The sequence below is a fragment of the Bradyrhizobium sp. USDA 4011 genome, from assembly GCF_054063415.1.
The window spans coordinates 4,346,404-4,361,701 of sequence record NZ_JBSSGG010000001.1 but is presented as its reverse complement, the minus strand read 5'-3'; the positions used below and the strand labels follow the sequence as shown (position 1 = coordinate 4,361,701).

Sequence of the window (15,298 nt, the reverse complement as noted above, 5' to 3'; positions counted from 1 at the left end):
CTCAGGATGCACGCCGAAAGTCTTGTACCCATCACCAGCATGTGGTTAGCCAGAGGCCATGCAGTCCTTTCCAAAGCAACTGATCGACGGCTATCGCGCCTTCGCCACGCAGCGGCTGCCGACCGAGCAATCCCGCTACCGGGACCTATCCGAACGCGGCCAGTTCCCTGAGACCATGGTGATCGGCTGCTGCGACTCGCGGGTTTCGCCGGAAGTGATCTTCGATGCCGGCCCCGGCGAGTTGTTCGTGGTCCGCAACATCGCCAATTTGGTTCCGGTCTATCAGCCCGACAGCAACGCGCACGGCGTCTCGGCCGCGCTGGAATATGCCGTGACCGTGCTGAAGGTGAAGAACATCGTGGTGCTGGGCCATGCCCAGTGCGGCGGCATCCGCGCCTTCGTCGACAAGATCAAGCCGCTCACGCCGGGCGACTTCATCGGCAAATGGATGCAGATGTTCATCAAGCCGGGCGAGGTGGTCGAGCAGCGCGACCATGAGAGCATGCAGGACTTCGTCACCCGCATCGAAAAGGCCGCGGTGTTCCGTTCGCTGGAGAACCTGATGACGTTCCCGTTCGTGCGCGAGCGCGTCGAGAGCGGCGAGATGCAGCTGCACGGCGCCTATTTCGGCGTCGCCGAGGGCTCCCTGTTCGTGCTCGACCGGGTCGCGAAGGAGTTCATCAGCGTCGCCGATGCCGTGAAGGCCGGCGCGTAGGCGCGATGAGTTTGAGCTGGATCGTCATCGCGCTTTAGCTCTTTGTTTGAGCATGATCTCCGCGCAAACGGTTCGCGTTTGTCGCGAGGGAAAACCGCTTCACACATTTCCAGATCATGCCCGGCTACTCATCACCGTGATAGCCGCCCCAGCGATCCGAGAGCGCAAGCAACAGCGCTGAGATCACGAACACCAGATGGACGGCGACGAGCCAGGTCATCCGCGTGGCGTCGAAGGCGGCATCGATGTTCAGGAACGCTTCCAGCACGTGGATCGCGGAGATCGCGACGATCGACGCCAGCAGCTTCTGCTTCAGCCCGGCAAAATCGATCTTGGTGATCCAGATCGGCCAGTTCGGGTTGCCCGACGTGTCGATGCGCGAGACGAAGTTCTCGTAGCCCGAAAAGACCACGATCAGAATGAGGTTGGCGACCAGCGTGACGTCGATGAGCGCCAGCGCATCGAGGATGACTTCCGTCGATTTGTAGCCGGACGCATGCAGCACGAACTCCCAGAGCATGCGCGCGAATTTCAGCAGCAGCACGGCAAGCGCCACCACCAGGCCGACATAGAACGGCGCCATCAGCCAGCGACTGTTGAACAGCACATATTCGAAGCCGCGCATGATGCGCGGCGTCGGGGGGCTCGATGGGGTGGGAGCCAGCTGTTCCGACATGGGTTGCGCCCCCCGTTGGTCCCCGCCTTCAGGCCGCTTTCTTCTTCGCGGTGATCAGTTTGCGGTTGATCAGGACTTCCGCGATCTGGATCGCGTTCAGTGCGGCACCCTTGCGCAGATTGTCCGACACGCACCAGAACGACAGGCCGTTCTCCACCGTCGCATCCTCGCGGATGCGGCTGATATAGGTCGCGTCCTCGCCGGCCGCCTCATACGGCGTGACGTAGCCGCCGGGCTCGTGCTTGTCGATCACGAGGCAGCCCGGCGCGTTGCGCAGGATATTGCGCGCCTCGTCCGCCGTGATCGGGTTGGCGAACTCGACGTTCACGGCCTCGGAGTGACTGACGAAGACCGGCACGCGCACGCAAGTCGCGGTCAGCTTGATCTTGGGATCAAGGATCTTCTTGGTCTCCGCCATCATCTTCCACTCTTCCTTGGTGTAGCCGTCTTCCATGAAGACGTCGATCTGCGGAATGATGTTGAAGGCGATGCGCTTCGGAAACTTCTTATTGATCAGCTCGTCATTGGTGTAGACGGCCTTGGTCTGCGAGAACAGCTCGTCCATCGCATCCTTGCCGGCGCCCGACACCGATTGATAGGTCGCGACCACGACGCGCGTGATCGTCGCCTTGTCGTGCAGCGGCTTCAGCGCGACCACGAGCTGCGCGGTCGAGCAGTTCGGGTTGGCGATGATATTTTTCTTGGTGAAGCCGGCGGCCGCATCCGCGTTCACCTCCGGCACGATCAGCGGCACGTCGGGGTCCATGCGCCAGGCCGAGGAATTGTCGATCACGACCGCGCCGGCGGCGCCGATCCTGGGCGACCATTCCTTGGAAACCGAACCGCCGGCCGACATCAGGCAGATGTCGACATCGGAGAAGTCAAAGTGCTCGAGCGCCTTTACCTTGAGCGTGCGGTCGCCATAGGAGACCTCGACGCCGACGCTGCGGCGCGAAGCCAGCACGACGACCTCGTCGGCGGGGAATTTGCGCTCGTCGAGAATGTTGAGCATTTCGCGCCCGACATTGCCGGTCGCTCCGACCACCGCGACTTTGTAACCCATCGTTCACTCTCCGACGAAAAATGCCCGTTCCCCCGCAAGCTGCGGAAAGGGAAGAGGCAGCGCTTCTATGCGAGAAACCCCGTCAAGACAACGTTGCGTAGCTTTTGAGCGTTTTGATGCGTTTATTTCGGGCCGATCCGGCCGCACCCCATCATACGGGAAATCCGTCTGATCTGACGAGTTTCGTCGACGAGGTGTACGCCACGCTCTCCCGGCTGTTTGCCTATGTCGCCGTGCTCGCGCTGTTCGCCGTCCTCGCCATCCATCTATGGAGGCAGCTGCCGGAAGCAACCGCAATGGCAGCGCCCGCCGCCGCGGGTTGGAGCGTAGCTGGCCGCTCGGCGCCGGCCTTCGCCATCAGCAAGATCGATCTTCGAGATAAAACAGTGACTTACGAAATCCTCCGGCATCGCGAGGGCGGCCGCAAGGATGTCTTCCGCTGGGCCGACGCCAATGGCGCGCTGGCGGCCGAGCTGGAAATCTACCGCCCCGGCGGCGAGGCTATGGTACCCGCGACCACCGAGATTGCCGGGCGCCTCGACCCCGGCGGTATCCGCGAGCTCGAGGCCGCCGGCATCGTCGACAGCAAGTTCGGCGGCGTCACCCTGCTGCGCCCGGCGCGACAGGACGGCAGCCGCGCCTGCCTCGGCTTCCTCAAACAGGCCGACGCGCCCGACCTGCGGATGTCCGGCTGGACTTGCCAGGGCGCCAGCCTGCCGGCCCAGCGCGCCGCGATCATTTGCATGCTGAACCGGCTGACCTTGCTGGCGGCGGGCAACGACCCGCGGCTCGCCGCGCTGTTCTCGCATGCCGAGCTGCGGCGCACCGACTGCGTTACCTCTGGCCCACCCGCCCTGTCGGCCGACTGGGTGACGGGCAGCGAGAACCCGCTTCTGCGCGGCGCGCTTTGATGGCGAGACCGTGGCAAGGCACTGGTTTTCATGAAACTTTTGCGCTTGGACACGCATTATCTCCGATGGTGTGGCGCAATTGACCTAGTGACGCCCCACCCTCCATGGCTACAATGTGTTCCGAGTGATTTTGGCTGATGCGCCAGCCCCCGATCGGGGCCGTAATGACGAGGATGCGATGACCTTGAAATTCCCTGCCGCGAACAAGCTCGTGGTGTTGCTTGCCGTGGCTGCCGTCACCGCAACCGCGTTCGGTATGACCGCGGCCAGCGCGCAGCAGAGCCCCAGCAAGCGCAAGCAGCAAGAGCAGTATGACCGCGACGGCCGCCGCTACTACGGCGCGCAGGGTCCGAACCGCGTCTATCAGCAGGGTCCGCGCACCCGCGTCTACGTCACCACGCGGTCGTGGCTCGACGCCGGCACCGAAGTGCTGCCGGGTGACCGCAAGTTCAACGACTACGCCTATCCGCCGGATGTCGGCTACCCGTCGTTCGCGCGCGAGAACAACAACCGTCCGATCGACCGCCAGCCGCTCAGCCCGCCGGCCGACCTCGGCGGCTATCCGCGGAGCTTCCCGCTGTACTGAGAATTTGGGCGAACAGCCGATACGAAAATGCCCGGCTCCGGCCGGGCATTTTTTGTTTTGCTGTCATTCCGGGGCGATGCGGCGCATGCCCCGGCGCGACGATGCAGCCTTACGCGTGCAGCTTCTGCAATTCCTTCAGGATCGCCTCGCCCATCTGCGCCGTGCTGACCGGCGTGGTGCCCTGTGACTTGATGTCGGCGGTGCGCAAGCCGCCGGCGAGCACGGCCGCGATCGCGGCATCGACCTTGTCGGCGAGATCGCCCATGCCGAAGGAATAGCGCAGCGCCATCCCGAACGAGGCGATCATCGCGATCGGGTTGGCGAGGCCCTTGCCGGCGATGTCGGGCGCCGAGCCGTGCACCGGCTCATACAATGCCTTGCGCTCCTTGGTCTTGGCGTCCTCCTTGCCGAGCGAAGCCGACGGCAGCAGGCCGAGCGACCCCGTGAGCATCGCCGCGATGTCGGACAGCATGTCGCCGAACAGATTGTCGGTGACGATGACGTCGAACTGCTTGGGCGTCTTGACGAGGTTCATGCCGCCGGAATCGGCGAGCTGGTGCTCCAGCGTGACGTCCTTGTATTCGCGCGCATGGACTTGGGTTATGACCTCGTTCCAGAGCACGCCCGACTTCATGACGTTGCGCTTTTCCATCGAGGTCACCTTGTTCTTGCGCTTGCGCGCCAGATCGAAGGCGACGCGGCCGATGCGCTCGATCTCGAAGGTGTCGTAGACTTGGGTGTCGATCGCGCGCTTCTGGCCGTTGCCGAGATCGGTGATGGTCTTCGGCTCGCCGAAATAGACGCCGCCGGTGAGTTCGCGCACGATCATGATGTCGAGGCCCTCGACCACCTCGCGCTTGAGGCTCGAGGCATCCGCGAGCGCCGGATAGCACACCGCCGGACGCAGATTGGCGAACAGGCCGAGGTCCTTGCGCAGCCGCAGCAGGCCGGCCTCCGGGCGCACCTCGTAGGGCACGCTGTCCCACTTCGGACCGCCGACCGCGCCGAAGATCACGGCATCGGCCGCATTGGCCTTGGCCATGTCTCCCTCGGAGATCGACACCTTGTGCGCATCATAAGCCGAGCCGCCGACCAGACCCTGCTCGGTCTCGAACTTCGCGATGCCCTGCGCATTCAGCCAGTCGATCACGCGCTGGACCTCGGCCATCACTTCGGGGCCGATGCCGTCGCCGGGGAGAAGCAGCAGTTTATGGGTCGCCATGGTTCGTTCCTCACTCAATCGGGCATGCCCGTCATCGTCAGGCGCGAGTGCTAAAACGCCCCGGGCGGATTGGCAAGGCACCCCGGACAGGGCCAAAATGGCCCGCCAAGAGCCAACCGCGCCCCAAAAGAAGCCAACAAGACGGACCTCATGACCGCAGCCATTATCTACGCCTTCGCCTCGGCCATTTTCCTCGGCGCTGGCGTCGTGCTGGCGCAGCTTGGCCTGCGCACCGTCGAGCCGCTGTCGGGCGCCGCCATCAGCGTGCCGTCCTTCACTTTGCTGTTCCTGGTGCTGTCGCCGCTGATCCTGCATGGCGAGCCGGTGGTCTGGCGCGGCCTGCCGATCTTCATCGCAATCGGCCTGTTCTTCCCGGCCTCGCTGACGCTCCTGACCTTCGCCTCGAACCGGGCGAGCCCGCTGTGGGCCTGCCTGGTCGGCTATGTCATGTCCTCGCTGGTGGTGCTGACCGTGCAGCGGATCAGCAACGGGCTCAGCGCGCTCAGCCTGTTCGCCGCGGTCCGCAATGGTCCGATCACGCTGGTGGTGCCGCTCGCCGCGATCTACCCGCTGGTGACCGTGGCGATGAGCGCGATGATGCTCAAGCACGTCGAGATCACCGCGCGGATCGTCGCCGGAACCCTGCTGACCGTGATCGGCGTCGCGCTGGTCCTGATCGCCTGATTGCCCGATACGCAAGACAGTGTTGCTGCCCGTGGCGCTGGGCAGGACCGACGCGGCCTGCCACAATGCCGGCATTGCCGGAGTGAATTGTGAGAGCCCCCGCCCCGTCCTACCCCCATCCCGCGCGGCTGATCCTGATTTTGTCGCTCGCACCGACGGTCGGTCTCGGCATCGGCCGTTTCGCCTATTCGCTGGTGCTGCCCGACATGCGCGACTCGCTGGCCTGGTCCTATTCGGCCGCCGGCTTCATGAACACGATCAACGCCGCCGGCTACCTGTTCGGCGCGCTGTTCGCCTCGCGCCTGATCCAGCGCTTCGGGCTGGCCACCTCGGTGCGCTGGTCGACGGTGGCCTGCGCGCTGTCGCTGGCGCTGTGCGCGATCTCGGGCAATTTCGCCGTGCTGAGTTTCGCCCGCCTGCTGGTCGGCTTCGCCGCCGCGATCGGCTTCGTCGGCGGCGGCGCGCTGGCGGCAACCATCGCGCAATCGCGACCGGAACGCGCCAACTTCCTGCTCAGCCTGTTCTACGCCGGGCCGGGCGTCGGCATCCTGGCCTCCGGCCTGATCGCGCCGTTCATGCTGCAGGGTTTTGGCGCCGGCTCGTGGTGGATCGTGTGGTGGGCGATGACCTTGCTCTCCGCGATCATGACCGTGCCGCTGCTGCTGGCGCCATTCCACGCCAATACTGCCGCGGGCGGCATCGTGCGGACCAAATTCGCTGTGATGCCGGTCCTGATCTACCTCGCCGCCTATTTCCTGTTCGGCGCCGGCTACATCGCCTACATGACGTTCATGATCGCCTATGTCCGCGACGGCGGCGGCGGCGCGGGAGCACAGAGCGCGTTCTGGAGCCTGATCGGCGTCAGCGCGTTCGTCACGCCATGGGTCTGGCGGCGGGTACTTGCTCTCGACCGCGGCGGGCTCGCGACCACCATCATCCTCGGCGTCAACGCGCTCGGCGCGGCTCTGCCGATCTTCGGGCATTCGCCGCTGCTGCTCGCGATCTCAGCGCTGGTGTTCGGCGTCGCGTTCTTTGCCGTGGTGGGGTCAACCACCGCCTTTGTGCGTCTCAACTACCCGCCGGAAGCTTGGCCGACCGCGATTGCGGCGATGACCATCGCCTTCGGCATCGGCCAGACCCTCGGACCGATCGTGGTCGGCGCGATCACCGACGCCGTCGGCAGCCTGTCATTTGCGCTGAACGTCTCGGCCGCGATGCTGGCGCTGGGGGCGGTGCTGGCGGCGTTTCAGAGGAAGGTCGGGCCGTAATCCCTGGTCGTCCGGCGAAAGCCGGGATCCATAACCACAGGTGATTGTGACGGAGGGAGGCGTCACCCCGCCTGCTTATTCCCTCGGCCGTGGAGTATGGGCCCCGGCCTTCGCCGGGACGACGGCTAACTCCCGCTGAACGAATTGTAGCCCTGGTCTTCCCAGTAGCCGCCCTTGTAGTCGTTGGTGACTTCCATCGAGAGCACGTATTTCGGGTTCTTGAAGCCGAGCTTGGTCGGCACCCGGATCTTCATCGGAAAGCCGTAGGCGCGCGGCAGGATCTCGTCGGCGAACTTGAACGTCATCTGGGTCTGCGGATGCAGCGCCGTGCGCATGTCCAAAGGTGAATTGTAGCCGTCCTTATCGGCGCACTGGAACCAGACATAGTTGGCGCGCGTGTCGGCGCCGACCAGCTTAAGGAAATCGCGCAAGGGCGTGCCGGTCCAGCTGCCGATCGCGCTCCAGCCTTCGACGCAGATGTGACGCGTCACCTGCTTGACCTGCGGCAGCTTGTACAATTCGTCGAGCGTCCACGACTTCTTGTTCTCGACCAGCCCGCGCACCTCGAGCTTCCAGTCTGCGCCTGCGATCTCCGGCGCGTCGTCGAGATCGTAATAGGCGTTGAACGGGAACGGCTTGGTGATCATGCTCTCGGGGAAGGTCGGCGCCAGCGTATCCGGATTGAACATCCAGGCCTGCACCGCGTCGTTGAACTTCGAGACCTTCTTCAGCAATTCCTCCGCCGACGACGAATCGACCACGTCGCAGCCGGTCAGCAGCGTCAGCGCACCGAGGCTGGTTCCGGCCGTGATGAAGCGGCGGCGCGTCAGCTCCGGCATCGTCTTCACCGCATCGCGCACGAGCAGCTTCTTGTCGACACCGGGGATCAGGAGTTTGCTGAGACGGCCCATGACACTCTCCCTCAACGTCCAACGATCATGGCGCGCAGGCTCTTCGGCACCAGCAGCGCGAGCGCGACATGGATCACCAGGAAGGCCACGATCAGCGCCATGCAGGTGAAGTGGACATAGCGGGCGATGTCGTAGCCGCCGAACAGCGATACCAGCCAATGCAACTGCACCGGCTTCCACATCGACAGGCCGGACAGCACGATCACCACGCCGACGGTGATGATGCCGGTATAGAGCAGCTTCTGCACCGAATTGTACTTGCTGAGATCGTCATGGGACAGCCTGAAGGTCAGCGCCGCCTTGGTATCGGCAATCACGCCGCCGGGGGTGATCGGCAGCAGCTTCTTGCGGAAGCGGCCGGTGGCGAAACCGAGCGCCAGATAGATCAGGCCGTTGACCATCAACAGCCACATCGCGGCGAAGTGCCAGAGCAGCGCACCGCCGAGCCAGCCGCCCAGCGTGATGCTCCGCGAGAAGGTGAAGCCGAACAGCGGCGAGGCATTGTAGATCTGCCAGCCGGACATGATCATCAGGATCATCGCGAATGCGTTGATCCAGTGCACCATGCGCACCCAGACCGGCTGGATCACCTTCGCGGGCGCCGCGGTCTCTGCCTGGTGGTCGCTGACGGCAAGGCTCGTCATGGAATGTCTCTGCTCGTGGTCGTTACCGGCTTATACGCCGGGAACCGGCGTTCCGTTACGGGGGTGCGCATCATCAGTTCGATATACGCCACTTCATATGGTCACAAAAATGCGAGCCGGGGCGAGGCTCCGGCTCGCTGTTTCGTCAGCCGCTCAGGGACCAAATCGGCCCGCCGGGTGTCAGGTCGCCGGCATCAGCACGGTGTCGACCACATGGATGACGCCGTTCGACTGGTTGACGTTGGAGATCGTCACCATCGAGGTGCCGCCCTTGGCATCGACGATCCAGACCTTGCCGTCCTGCTTCTTGACGGTCAGTTCCTCGCCCTCGGCGGTCTTCAGCTTCTTGCCGTCGGTGAGGTCGGAGGCCTCGAGCTTGCCGGGCACCACATGGTAGGTGAGAATCTTGGTCAGCGTCGCCTTGTTCTCGGGCTTCACGAGACTATCGACGGTTCCGGCCGGCAGCTTGCCGAACGCGGCGTTGGTCGGCGCGAACACCGTGAACGGGCCCTTGCCTTCCAGCGTGCTGACCAGGCCGGCGGCCTTCACCGCGGCGACGAGGGTGGTGTGGTCCTTCGAATTGACGGCGTTCTGGACGATGTTCTTGGACGGGAACATCGCGGCGCCACCGACCATCACGGTCTTTTCCTCGGCGCGGACTGGCGCCACGACGGTGGCAGTGATCGCAAGCGCGCTGAAGGCGGCGGCGGCAAGATAGGCAATACGCTTCGACATGGTTCGTCTCCCGATGGGTAATCCAGCCGGCGAGGCTTCGCCGGCAATGAAGGGGCAACAACGGCGCGTGTTGGTTGGTGTGCGTCGTCGCTGGCCTGAGCTACGGGAGGTTTTCCAGGCGGTTTCTGGAAATAACTCTTTGTGATTCTTGAAACCGGTTGGCGCGCGCTTCGTACACGTGGCGCTTCACGCAGCCGTCGCGCATTCCATTCAACGGAATGGACGGGTGCGCTGCCGCGAGCAATTTGCTTGCCGCCCTTGCCTGATTGGTTCAGCCTGAGATTGCGGCGCAGCTTCACGACGAGCGGTAGTGGGGAGAAGCAATCATGAGCAGCATCACGGCGGCTCGTTCGCGCTGTCGTTCCTCTGCATCCCCGCGCTGATGATCGCGATGGCGACCGGCGTGTACCTGTTCGTGCCCGAGCATTCCGGCCAGGAGCTGAACGAGATTAGCGAGTGATCTTGCTCCAACCTCCCCTTGAAAAGGGGAGGTCGCTTTGCTCGTCAGAGCAAGGCGGGCGGGGATCTGCTCTCTCCGCAGACAGTATCGCCTGCGGCTGACCCCCATCCCGACCTTCCCCCTTGCAGGGGGAAGGAGAAGACCCGGCGCGCCTAATCCCTGTTCGTTGGCGTCTGAATGAAGCCGCGGTTGTGCGTCGGGCTGATCAGGATCTCGTTCATGCAGACCCGCGCCGGCATGCTGGCGACGAAGGCGATGATGCGACCGCAATCCTCGGGTTGCAGCATCCTGGCCTGCTCGGCTTCGCTCGGCACCACCGGCCGCTGCTTCAGGATCGGCGTTGCGACCTCGCCCGGCGACAAGCAGCAGGCGCGCAGGCCGTTGACGCATTCGTCCATGTTGAAGGAATGGGTCAGCGCCAGCACAGCGTGCTTGGTCGTGGTGTAGGCCGGGCCGGGCATCTTCGAGACGTGGCGGCCGGCCCAGGACGCGACATTGATGATGCAGCCGTCCTGCTGCTTGCGCATCGTCGGCAGCACCGCGCGCATGCAATAGAGCACGCCGTTGAGGTTGACCTCGACCAGCTTGTCCCAGCCTTCCAGTTCCATGTCGGCCCAGCTGCGCTTCGGCACATTGATGCCGGCGCTGTTGACCAGGAGGTCGATGCGGCCGTGCTTGGCGACGATCGCCTCGGCGGCCTTGTTGACGTCGGCCTTGTTGCTGACGTCGAGCGGGATCGCCTCGGCCTTGCCGCCCTTCTTCGTGATGTTGGCCACCACGCGGTCGAGCTCTTCCTTGCGGCGGCCGGAGACCACCACCGTCCAGCCGTCCGCAGCCAGGAATTCCGCCCCGGATTCGCCGATTCCGGTGCCGCCGCCGGTGACCCAGGCCACGCGTTTCCCATTATTTGTCATGCAAACTGTCTCCGTTGCTTTCCGAAGGGCGTTTTTGCTAATCCAGCCAGAACCTTCCGGCCCTTTCGCCCTTCGGGGGATGTTGCATGAACACGACCACCAACGCCAACCTGTTTTCCCGCCTGTTCGACGGCCTCGACGACCCCAATCGGCTCGCGATCGAGCAGCTCGACGGCAGCCGCATCTCCTATGGCGACCTGATCGCCCGCGCGGGCCAGATGGCGAACGTGTTGGTGGAACGCGGCGTCAAGCCGGGCGACCGCGTCGCGGCGCAGACCGAGAAATCGGTTTCGGCCCTGGTGCTCTATCTCGCAACCGTGCGCGCCGGCGGCGTCTATTTGCCGCTCAACACCGCCTACACGCTGAATGAGCTCGAATACTTCATCACCGACGCCGAGCCGTCGCTGGTGGTCTGCGATCCCTCCAAGCTGGAGGGCATCAAGGCGATCGCCGCCAAGGTAGGCGCCAAGGTCGAGACGCTCGACCCGATCGGCAAGGGCTCGCTGACCGAGGCGGCCGACAAGGCACTGAGGGAATTCGTCACCGTGCCGCGCGGCAATGACGACCTCGCCGCGATCCTCTACACGTCGGGCACCACCGGCCGCTCCAAGGGCGCGATGCTGTCGCACGACAATCTGGCTTCGAATTCGTATTCGCTGGTCGACTACTGGCGCTTCACCGACAAGGACGTGCTGATCCACGCGCTGCCGATCTATCATACCCATGGCCTGTTCGTGGCGAGCAACGTCACGCTGTTCTCGCGCGCCTCGATGATCTTCCTGCCGAAGTTCGATCCGGACGCGATCCTGAAGCTGATGGCCCGCGCCACCGTGATGATGGGCGTGCCGACCTTCTATACCCGCCTGTTGCAGAACCCCGGCCTGAACAAGGACGCGACCAAGCACATGCGGCTGTTCATCTCCGGCTCCGCGCCGCTGCTCGCCGACACCCATCGCGAATGGTCTGACCGCACCGGCCATGCCGTACTTGAGCGCTACGGCATGACCGAGACCAATATGAACACAAGCAACCCCTATGACGGCGACCGCGTGCCCGGCGCGGTCGGCTTCGCGCTGCCCGGGGTCTCGGTGCGCGTCACCGATCCCGAGACCGGCAAGGAGCTTCCGCGCGAAACCATCGGCATGATCGAGGTCAAGGGCCCGAACGTGTTCCAAGGCTACTGGCGGATGCCGGAGAAGACCAAGGCCGAATTCCGCGGCGACGGCTTCTTCATCACCGGCGACCTCGGCAAGATCGACGGCAAGGGCTACGTCCACATCCTCGGCCGCGGCAAGGATCTCGTGATCTCCGGCGGCTTCAACGTCTACCCGAAGGAGATCGAGAGCGAGATCGACGCCATGCCCGGTGTGATCGAATCCGCCGTGATCGGCGTGCCGCATGCCGATTTCGGCGAAGGCGTCACCGCCGTTCTGGTCTGCAGCAAGGGCGCCGATATCAGCGAGGCCTCAGTGCTGAAGGCGCTCGACGGGCGGCTCGCCAAATTCAAGATGCCCAAGCGCGTCTTCGTCGTCGACGAATTGCCGCGCAATGCGATGGGCAAGGTGCAGAAGAACGTTCTGCGGGATACGTACAAGAATATCTATTCGAAGGCTTGAGGAAAGAGGGATTTCGCGAGGGAACGATGAACCGCGAGGATGCCGAGAGGATTTGTCTACAAATCTTCGATGCTTTGGACGCAATGTACGAGGCTGAAATGGCCATTGCAGGACTCGGCAAGCAGGAACGGACCCGATTCCATCATTCAGTTCAAGAGGTCATTGCGGACCTCGAGGACAAGCTTCTCCTTCCGATTTGCGAACAATATCCGGACTTGCTGCCACCCACCGAGGAGCGAAAGCCAAGCATACTCTTCAGCGAGCTGGCATGGAGCGAGGTGAAGCTTCCGTCTTCAGTGACCGAAGATCAGCTCGACGAAGTCATCTTGTCGCTTCTGACGCCGCGGTGGCGGAAGGTCGTGTGGTTCGTGACCATTGCGGAAGAACGCTACAAGGAGCTTGGCTGGGCGATCAGTCATGAAGCGACCGCGGCGCGCTTGAAGGTGCTCTCCGATATGGATCGTATCGAAGGGGTCGGCGACATGCGGTACTGGGGCAACAGCGAGGTCCGGTTGAAGGACCAAGCTGCGGCTAATGTCCGCCGAGAAGGCTGACCACAAACCGCCCGCCGACAATGAAGAGATAAGCCCCAAACGCCACCTCCAGCGCCCGCTTCGACAGTGCGTGGGCGACCTTGACGCCGAGCGGCGCGGTGACCAGCGTGGTCGGCATCACCAGCAGCGCGCCGATCAGCGAGACGTAGCCGAGCGCGAACGGCAGTTGCAGCGCGGCGACGTCGGGAAAGCGCGCAGCGGCGGGCCAGCCGGCATAAAGGTAACCCAGCGCGCCGGGGATCGAGATCAGCACCGCGAGCGCGGACGACGTCGCGACGGCCTGATGGATCGGCCGGCCGTAGAAGGTCATCAAGAGGTTGGCGAACAGGCCGCCGCCGATGCCCATCAGCGTCGACAGCAAGCCGACGAAGAAGCCGTAGATGCGCATCAGAAAGCCCTTCGGCACGTCGTCGCCGAACTTCCAGGTCTCGCGCGCCAATAGCAGCCGTGCCGCCGCCGACCACGCCGCCACGACGAACACGATCTTGAACAGCCGCTCCGGCGCGAATCGCGCGGTGACGCTGCCGGGCGGCGACGCCGATCACGATCGGCAGCCACCAGCGTTTCAGGATCTCCATGTCGACCGCGCCGCGGCGATAATGGGCGCGAAACGAGCTCAGCGAGGTCGGGATGATGATCGCGAGCGAGGTGCCGATGCAGAGCGGCATCCGCACCTCGAGCGGCACGCCGGCGAGACGAAAGCATTCGTAGAACACCGGCACCAGGATCGCGCCGCCGCCGATGCCGAACAGCCCGGCGAGAAAGCCGGACAACGCGCCGACCGCAATCAGCAGCAATGCAAGCTCGAGCAATTCCTTGGGATCGAGGCCGGCCATCATCCTTCCCGTGGTCAGGAGGCGTTCGCGGCAGTCCGGTCGGCCAGCCACAACGTGCCCAACGCGGCCAGCGGCGCAGCTGCCGCAATCAAAGCAAAGCGAAGTAGGGTGGAATACGCTGCGCCCTGCATCAGCAACGCCAGCACGTCGACTAGCAGTCCGGCGAACGAGAAAACAAGCAGGATGACCGGATCGTCGGCGCTGGTCTGGGCGGCAGTTCTGCGCCGTTCGAGGGAATTTGGATGGAGGGAAGTTGAGGCCATGTCGCGCTCCTCAGATCGTGGAGTGGGCAGACTAGACCCTTCTCAAATGTGTGAGTATTACTCCAGATGAGCAGGCTCTCTCGCGAAATGCGGAAGGATCGAGCTTGGACCAGCTTGCGGCGATGGCGGCCTTTGTCCGCGCAGTCGAGACCGGCAGCCTGTCGGCGGCGGCGCGGTCGCTGCCGAGCTCGCTGACCTCGGTCAGCCGCCAGATCAACGCACTTGAAGAGCATTTCGGCACCCGCCTGCTGCTGCGCACCACCCGCCGGCTCGCGCTGACCGATGACGGGCGCATCCTCTATGAGCGCGCGAAATCGATTCTCGGCGAGGTCAGGGAAATCGAGGCGGCGCTGGCGCGCGACCCGCATCAGCCGTCGGGCCGGATTCGGCTGAGTTCGCCGAGCCTGATCGGGCGGCTCGTGATCGCACCATTGCTGGTCGAGTTTCTGCGCCGCTATCCGGCAGTTGCCGTCGACCTGCTGTTGATCGACCGCGCCGTCGATATGGTCGAGGAGGATATCCATCTCGCGGTCCGCATCGGCCGCTTGCGCGATTCGCAGCTCGTTGCACGCAAGCTCACCGATCTGCAGATGATCGTGTGCGCATCACCTGACTATCTCGCACGGCGCGGTGAGCCGCGGACGCCGGACGATCTTGCCGAGCATGACTGCCTGGTGTTTTCCGATTCGCCAGGGAGCGCGGAGTGGCGCTTTGCCGACGGCTCGAAGACGGGTCGCAAATTCCGCATATCCGGTCGGCTCTGGATGAATAGCCTCGAGGCACTGGTCAGCGCGGCGCGCGAGGGCGCGGGCATCGTCCGCGTGCCGTCGTGGCAGGTGCAGTCCGATCTTACGAGCGGCCACCTGCAACGCCTGCTGATCGATCATGAGCCGGCCCCGACGCCGCTGCATCTGATGCTTCAGCCGTCACGCCTCGCATCGCCTAAGATCAGGGCATTCGTCGATTATCTGGTGGAACAATGGGGTAAAATCGATGCCGTCCAGGCCTCATCCGTGCACAGTTAAACGCGGCGGTCGATCAATGGGTTTTTGGATTCAGTTCTTGGTTCACTCGACCTTGCATTTGGTATACCACACTGCGGATCAATCAGAATTCGGCAACTCTAACAATGAACTTCGGTTCGACCGAAGGCTATTTGGCCGTTGCGCGGGCTGATCCTAGTCCGTAAATAGAACTCCTCTACCGCGTTCCCCGATGGGCCGGCCGCGGTCCCTCGCAA

17 protein-coding genes and 1 pseudogene are annotated in these 15,298 nt (G+C 63.9%); 9 read left to right on the top strand and 9 right to left on the bottom strand.

Annotated elements, in window-relative coordinates:
- The first annotated feature begins 58 nt into the window (after positions 1-58).
- Entirely contained in the window at positions 59-715 is a 657-nt protein-coding gene (locus ACVW1C_RS20445; RefSeq protein WP_456759950.1) for a carbonic anhydrase, read from the top strand.
- A 124-nt stretch (positions 716-839) separates the two neighbouring features.
- Here ACVW1C_RS20445 and ACVW1C_RS20440 read toward each other — a convergent pair whose 3' ends face one another.
- Together ACVW1C_RS20440 and ACVW1C_RS20435 are read right to left on the bottom strand one after the other, a co-directional pair.
- Positions 840-1,391 carry a TIGR00645 family protein gene (locus ACVW1C_RS20440; protein ID WP_050402526.1) on the bottom strand — a complete coding sequence of 184 codons (552 nt, stop codon included), beginning with the start codon at positions 1,389-1,391 and terminating at the stop codon, positions 840-842.
- A gap of 28 nt (positions 1,392-1,419) precedes the next feature.
- Positions 1,420-2,454 (bottom strand): aspartate-semialdehyde dehydrogenase, encoded by a 1,035-nt coding sequence (locus ACVW1C_RS20435; protein ID WP_456759949.1) that lies wholly within the window; start codon positions 2,452-2,454, stop codon positions 1,420-1,422.
- A 116-nt stretch (positions 2,455-2,570) separates the two neighbouring features.
- Between ACVW1C_RS20435 and ACVW1C_RS20430 the strand changes: the two genes are divergently transcribed.
- Both ACVW1C_RS20430 and ACVW1C_RS20425 read left to right on the top strand, forming a co-directional pair.
- Complete coding sequence (locus tag ACVW1C_RS20430) at positions 2,571-3,365, top strand: hypothetical protein (RefSeq protein ID WP_456763125.1); 795 nt, start codon at positions 2,571-2,573, stop codon at positions 3,363-3,365.
- 178 nt (positions 3,366-3,543) lie between these two features.
- Positions 3,544-3,951, top strand: a complete 408-nt coding sequence (locus ACVW1C_RS20425; protein WP_456759948.1) for a hypothetical protein — start codon at positions 3,544-3,546, stop codon at positions 3,949-3,951.
- 109 nt (positions 3,952-4,060) lie between these two features.
- Here the strand turns inward: ACVW1C_RS20425 and leuB are convergent, their stop codons facing one another.
- Complete coding sequence (gene leuB / locus ACVW1C_RS20420; protein WP_456759947.1) at positions 4,061-5,173, bottom strand: 3-isopropylmalate dehydrogenase; 1,113 nt, start codon at positions 5,171-5,173, stop codon at positions 4,061-4,063.
- Between the two features lie 150 nt (positions 5,174-5,323).
- Between leuB and ACVW1C_RS20415 the strand changes: the two genes are divergently transcribed.
- Together ACVW1C_RS20415 and ACVW1C_RS20410 are read left to right on the top strand one after the other, a co-directional pair.
- A complete protein-coding gene (locus ACVW1C_RS20415) occupies positions 5,324-5,857 on the top strand; it encodes a hypothetical protein (protein ID WP_456759946.1) in 534 nt (177 codons plus the stop codon).
- An 89-nt stretch (positions 5,858-5,946) separates the two neighbouring features.
- Entirely contained in the window at positions 5,947-7,125 is a 1,179-nt protein-coding gene (locus tag ACVW1C_RS20410) for a YbfB/YjiJ family MFS transporter (RefSeq protein WP_456759945.1), read from the top strand.
- A gap of 125 nt (positions 7,126-7,250) precedes the next feature.
- Here ACVW1C_RS20410 and ACVW1C_RS20405 read toward each other — a convergent pair whose 3' ends face one another.
- From ACVW1C_RS20405 to ACVW1C_RS20395, 3 genes are all read right to left on the bottom strand, one after another.
- Positions 7,251-8,036 (bottom strand): molybdopterin-binding protein, encoded by a 786-nt coding sequence (locus ACVW1C_RS20405; protein WP_456759944.1) that lies wholly within the window; start codon positions 8,034-8,036, stop codon positions 7,251-7,253.
- Positions 8,037-8,047: 11 nt separating this feature from the next.
- Complete coding sequence (locus ACVW1C_RS20400; RefSeq protein WP_456759943.1) at positions 8,048-8,680, bottom strand: cytochrome b/b6 domain-containing protein; 633 nt, start codon at positions 8,678-8,680, stop codon at positions 8,048-8,050.
- Between the two features lie 180 nt (positions 8,681-8,860).
- Entirely contained in the window at positions 8,861-9,415 is a 555-nt protein-coding gene (locus ACVW1C_RS20395) for a fasciclin domain-containing protein (protein ID WP_456759942.1), read from the bottom strand.
- A gap of 310 nt (positions 9,416-9,725) precedes the next feature.
- Here ACVW1C_RS20395 and ACVW1C_RS20390 point away from each other — a divergent pair, with 310 nt between their 5' ends.
- Positions 9,726-9,875 carry a hypothetical protein gene (locus tag ACVW1C_RS20390; protein WP_456759941.1) on the top strand — a complete coding sequence of 50 codons (150 nt, stop codon included), beginning with the start codon at positions 9,726-9,728 and terminating at the stop codon, positions 9,873-9,875.
- A gap of 152 nt (positions 9,876-10,027) precedes the next feature.
- On the opposite strand, the gene ACVW1C_RS20385 is transcribed toward ACVW1C_RS20390, so the two are convergent.
- Positions 10,028-10,789: an SDR family oxidoreductase gene (locus ACVW1C_RS20385; RefSeq protein WP_456759940.1), complete on the bottom strand. Its 762-nt coding sequence runs from the start codon at positions 10,787-10,789 to the stop codon at positions 10,028-10,030.
- A gap of 86 nt (positions 10,790-10,875) precedes the next feature.
- Here ACVW1C_RS20385 and ACVW1C_RS20380 point away from each other — a divergent pair, with 86 nt between their 5' ends.
- Both ACVW1C_RS20380 and ACVW1C_RS20375 read left to right on the top strand, forming a co-directional pair.
- Complete coding sequence (locus ACVW1C_RS20380; protein WP_456759939.1) at positions 10,876-12,405, top strand: malonate--CoA ligase; 1,530 nt, start codon at positions 10,876-10,878, stop codon at positions 12,403-12,405.
- Positions 12,406-12,431: 26 nt separating this feature from the next.
- The gene (locus ACVW1C_RS20375; protein ID WP_456759938.1) at positions 12,432-12,959 is read left to right on the top strand and encodes a hypothetical protein; all 528 of its coding nucleotides are present in this window, start codon (positions 12,432-12,434) and stop codon (positions 12,957-12,959) included.
- On the opposite strand, the pseudogene ACVW1C_RS20370 reads toward ACVW1C_RS20375, so the two are convergent.
- Positions 12,937-13,798, bottom strand: a pseudogene (locus ACVW1C_RS20370) (sulfite exporter TauE/SafE family protein). The gene ACVW1C_RS20375 and the pseudogene ACVW1C_RS20370 sit on opposite strands and share 23 nt — an antisense overlap.
- 11 nt (positions 13,799-13,809) lie before the next feature.
- Positions 13,810-14,058, bottom strand: coding sequence for a hypothetical protein (locus ACVW1C_RS20365; RefSeq protein WP_456759937.1), 249 nt, complete (start codon positions 14,056-14,058; stop codon positions 13,810-13,812).
- A 104-nt stretch (positions 14,059-14,162) separates the two neighbouring features.
- Between ACVW1C_RS20365 and ACVW1C_RS20360 the strand changes: the two genes are divergently transcribed.
- The gene (locus ACVW1C_RS20360; RefSeq protein ID WP_456759936.1) at positions 14,163-15,083 is read left to right on the top strand and encodes a LysR family transcriptional regulator; all 921 of its coding nucleotides are present in this window, start codon (positions 14,163-14,165) and stop codon (positions 15,081-15,083) included.
- The last annotated feature ends 215 nt before the right edge of the window (positions 15,084-15,298 follow it).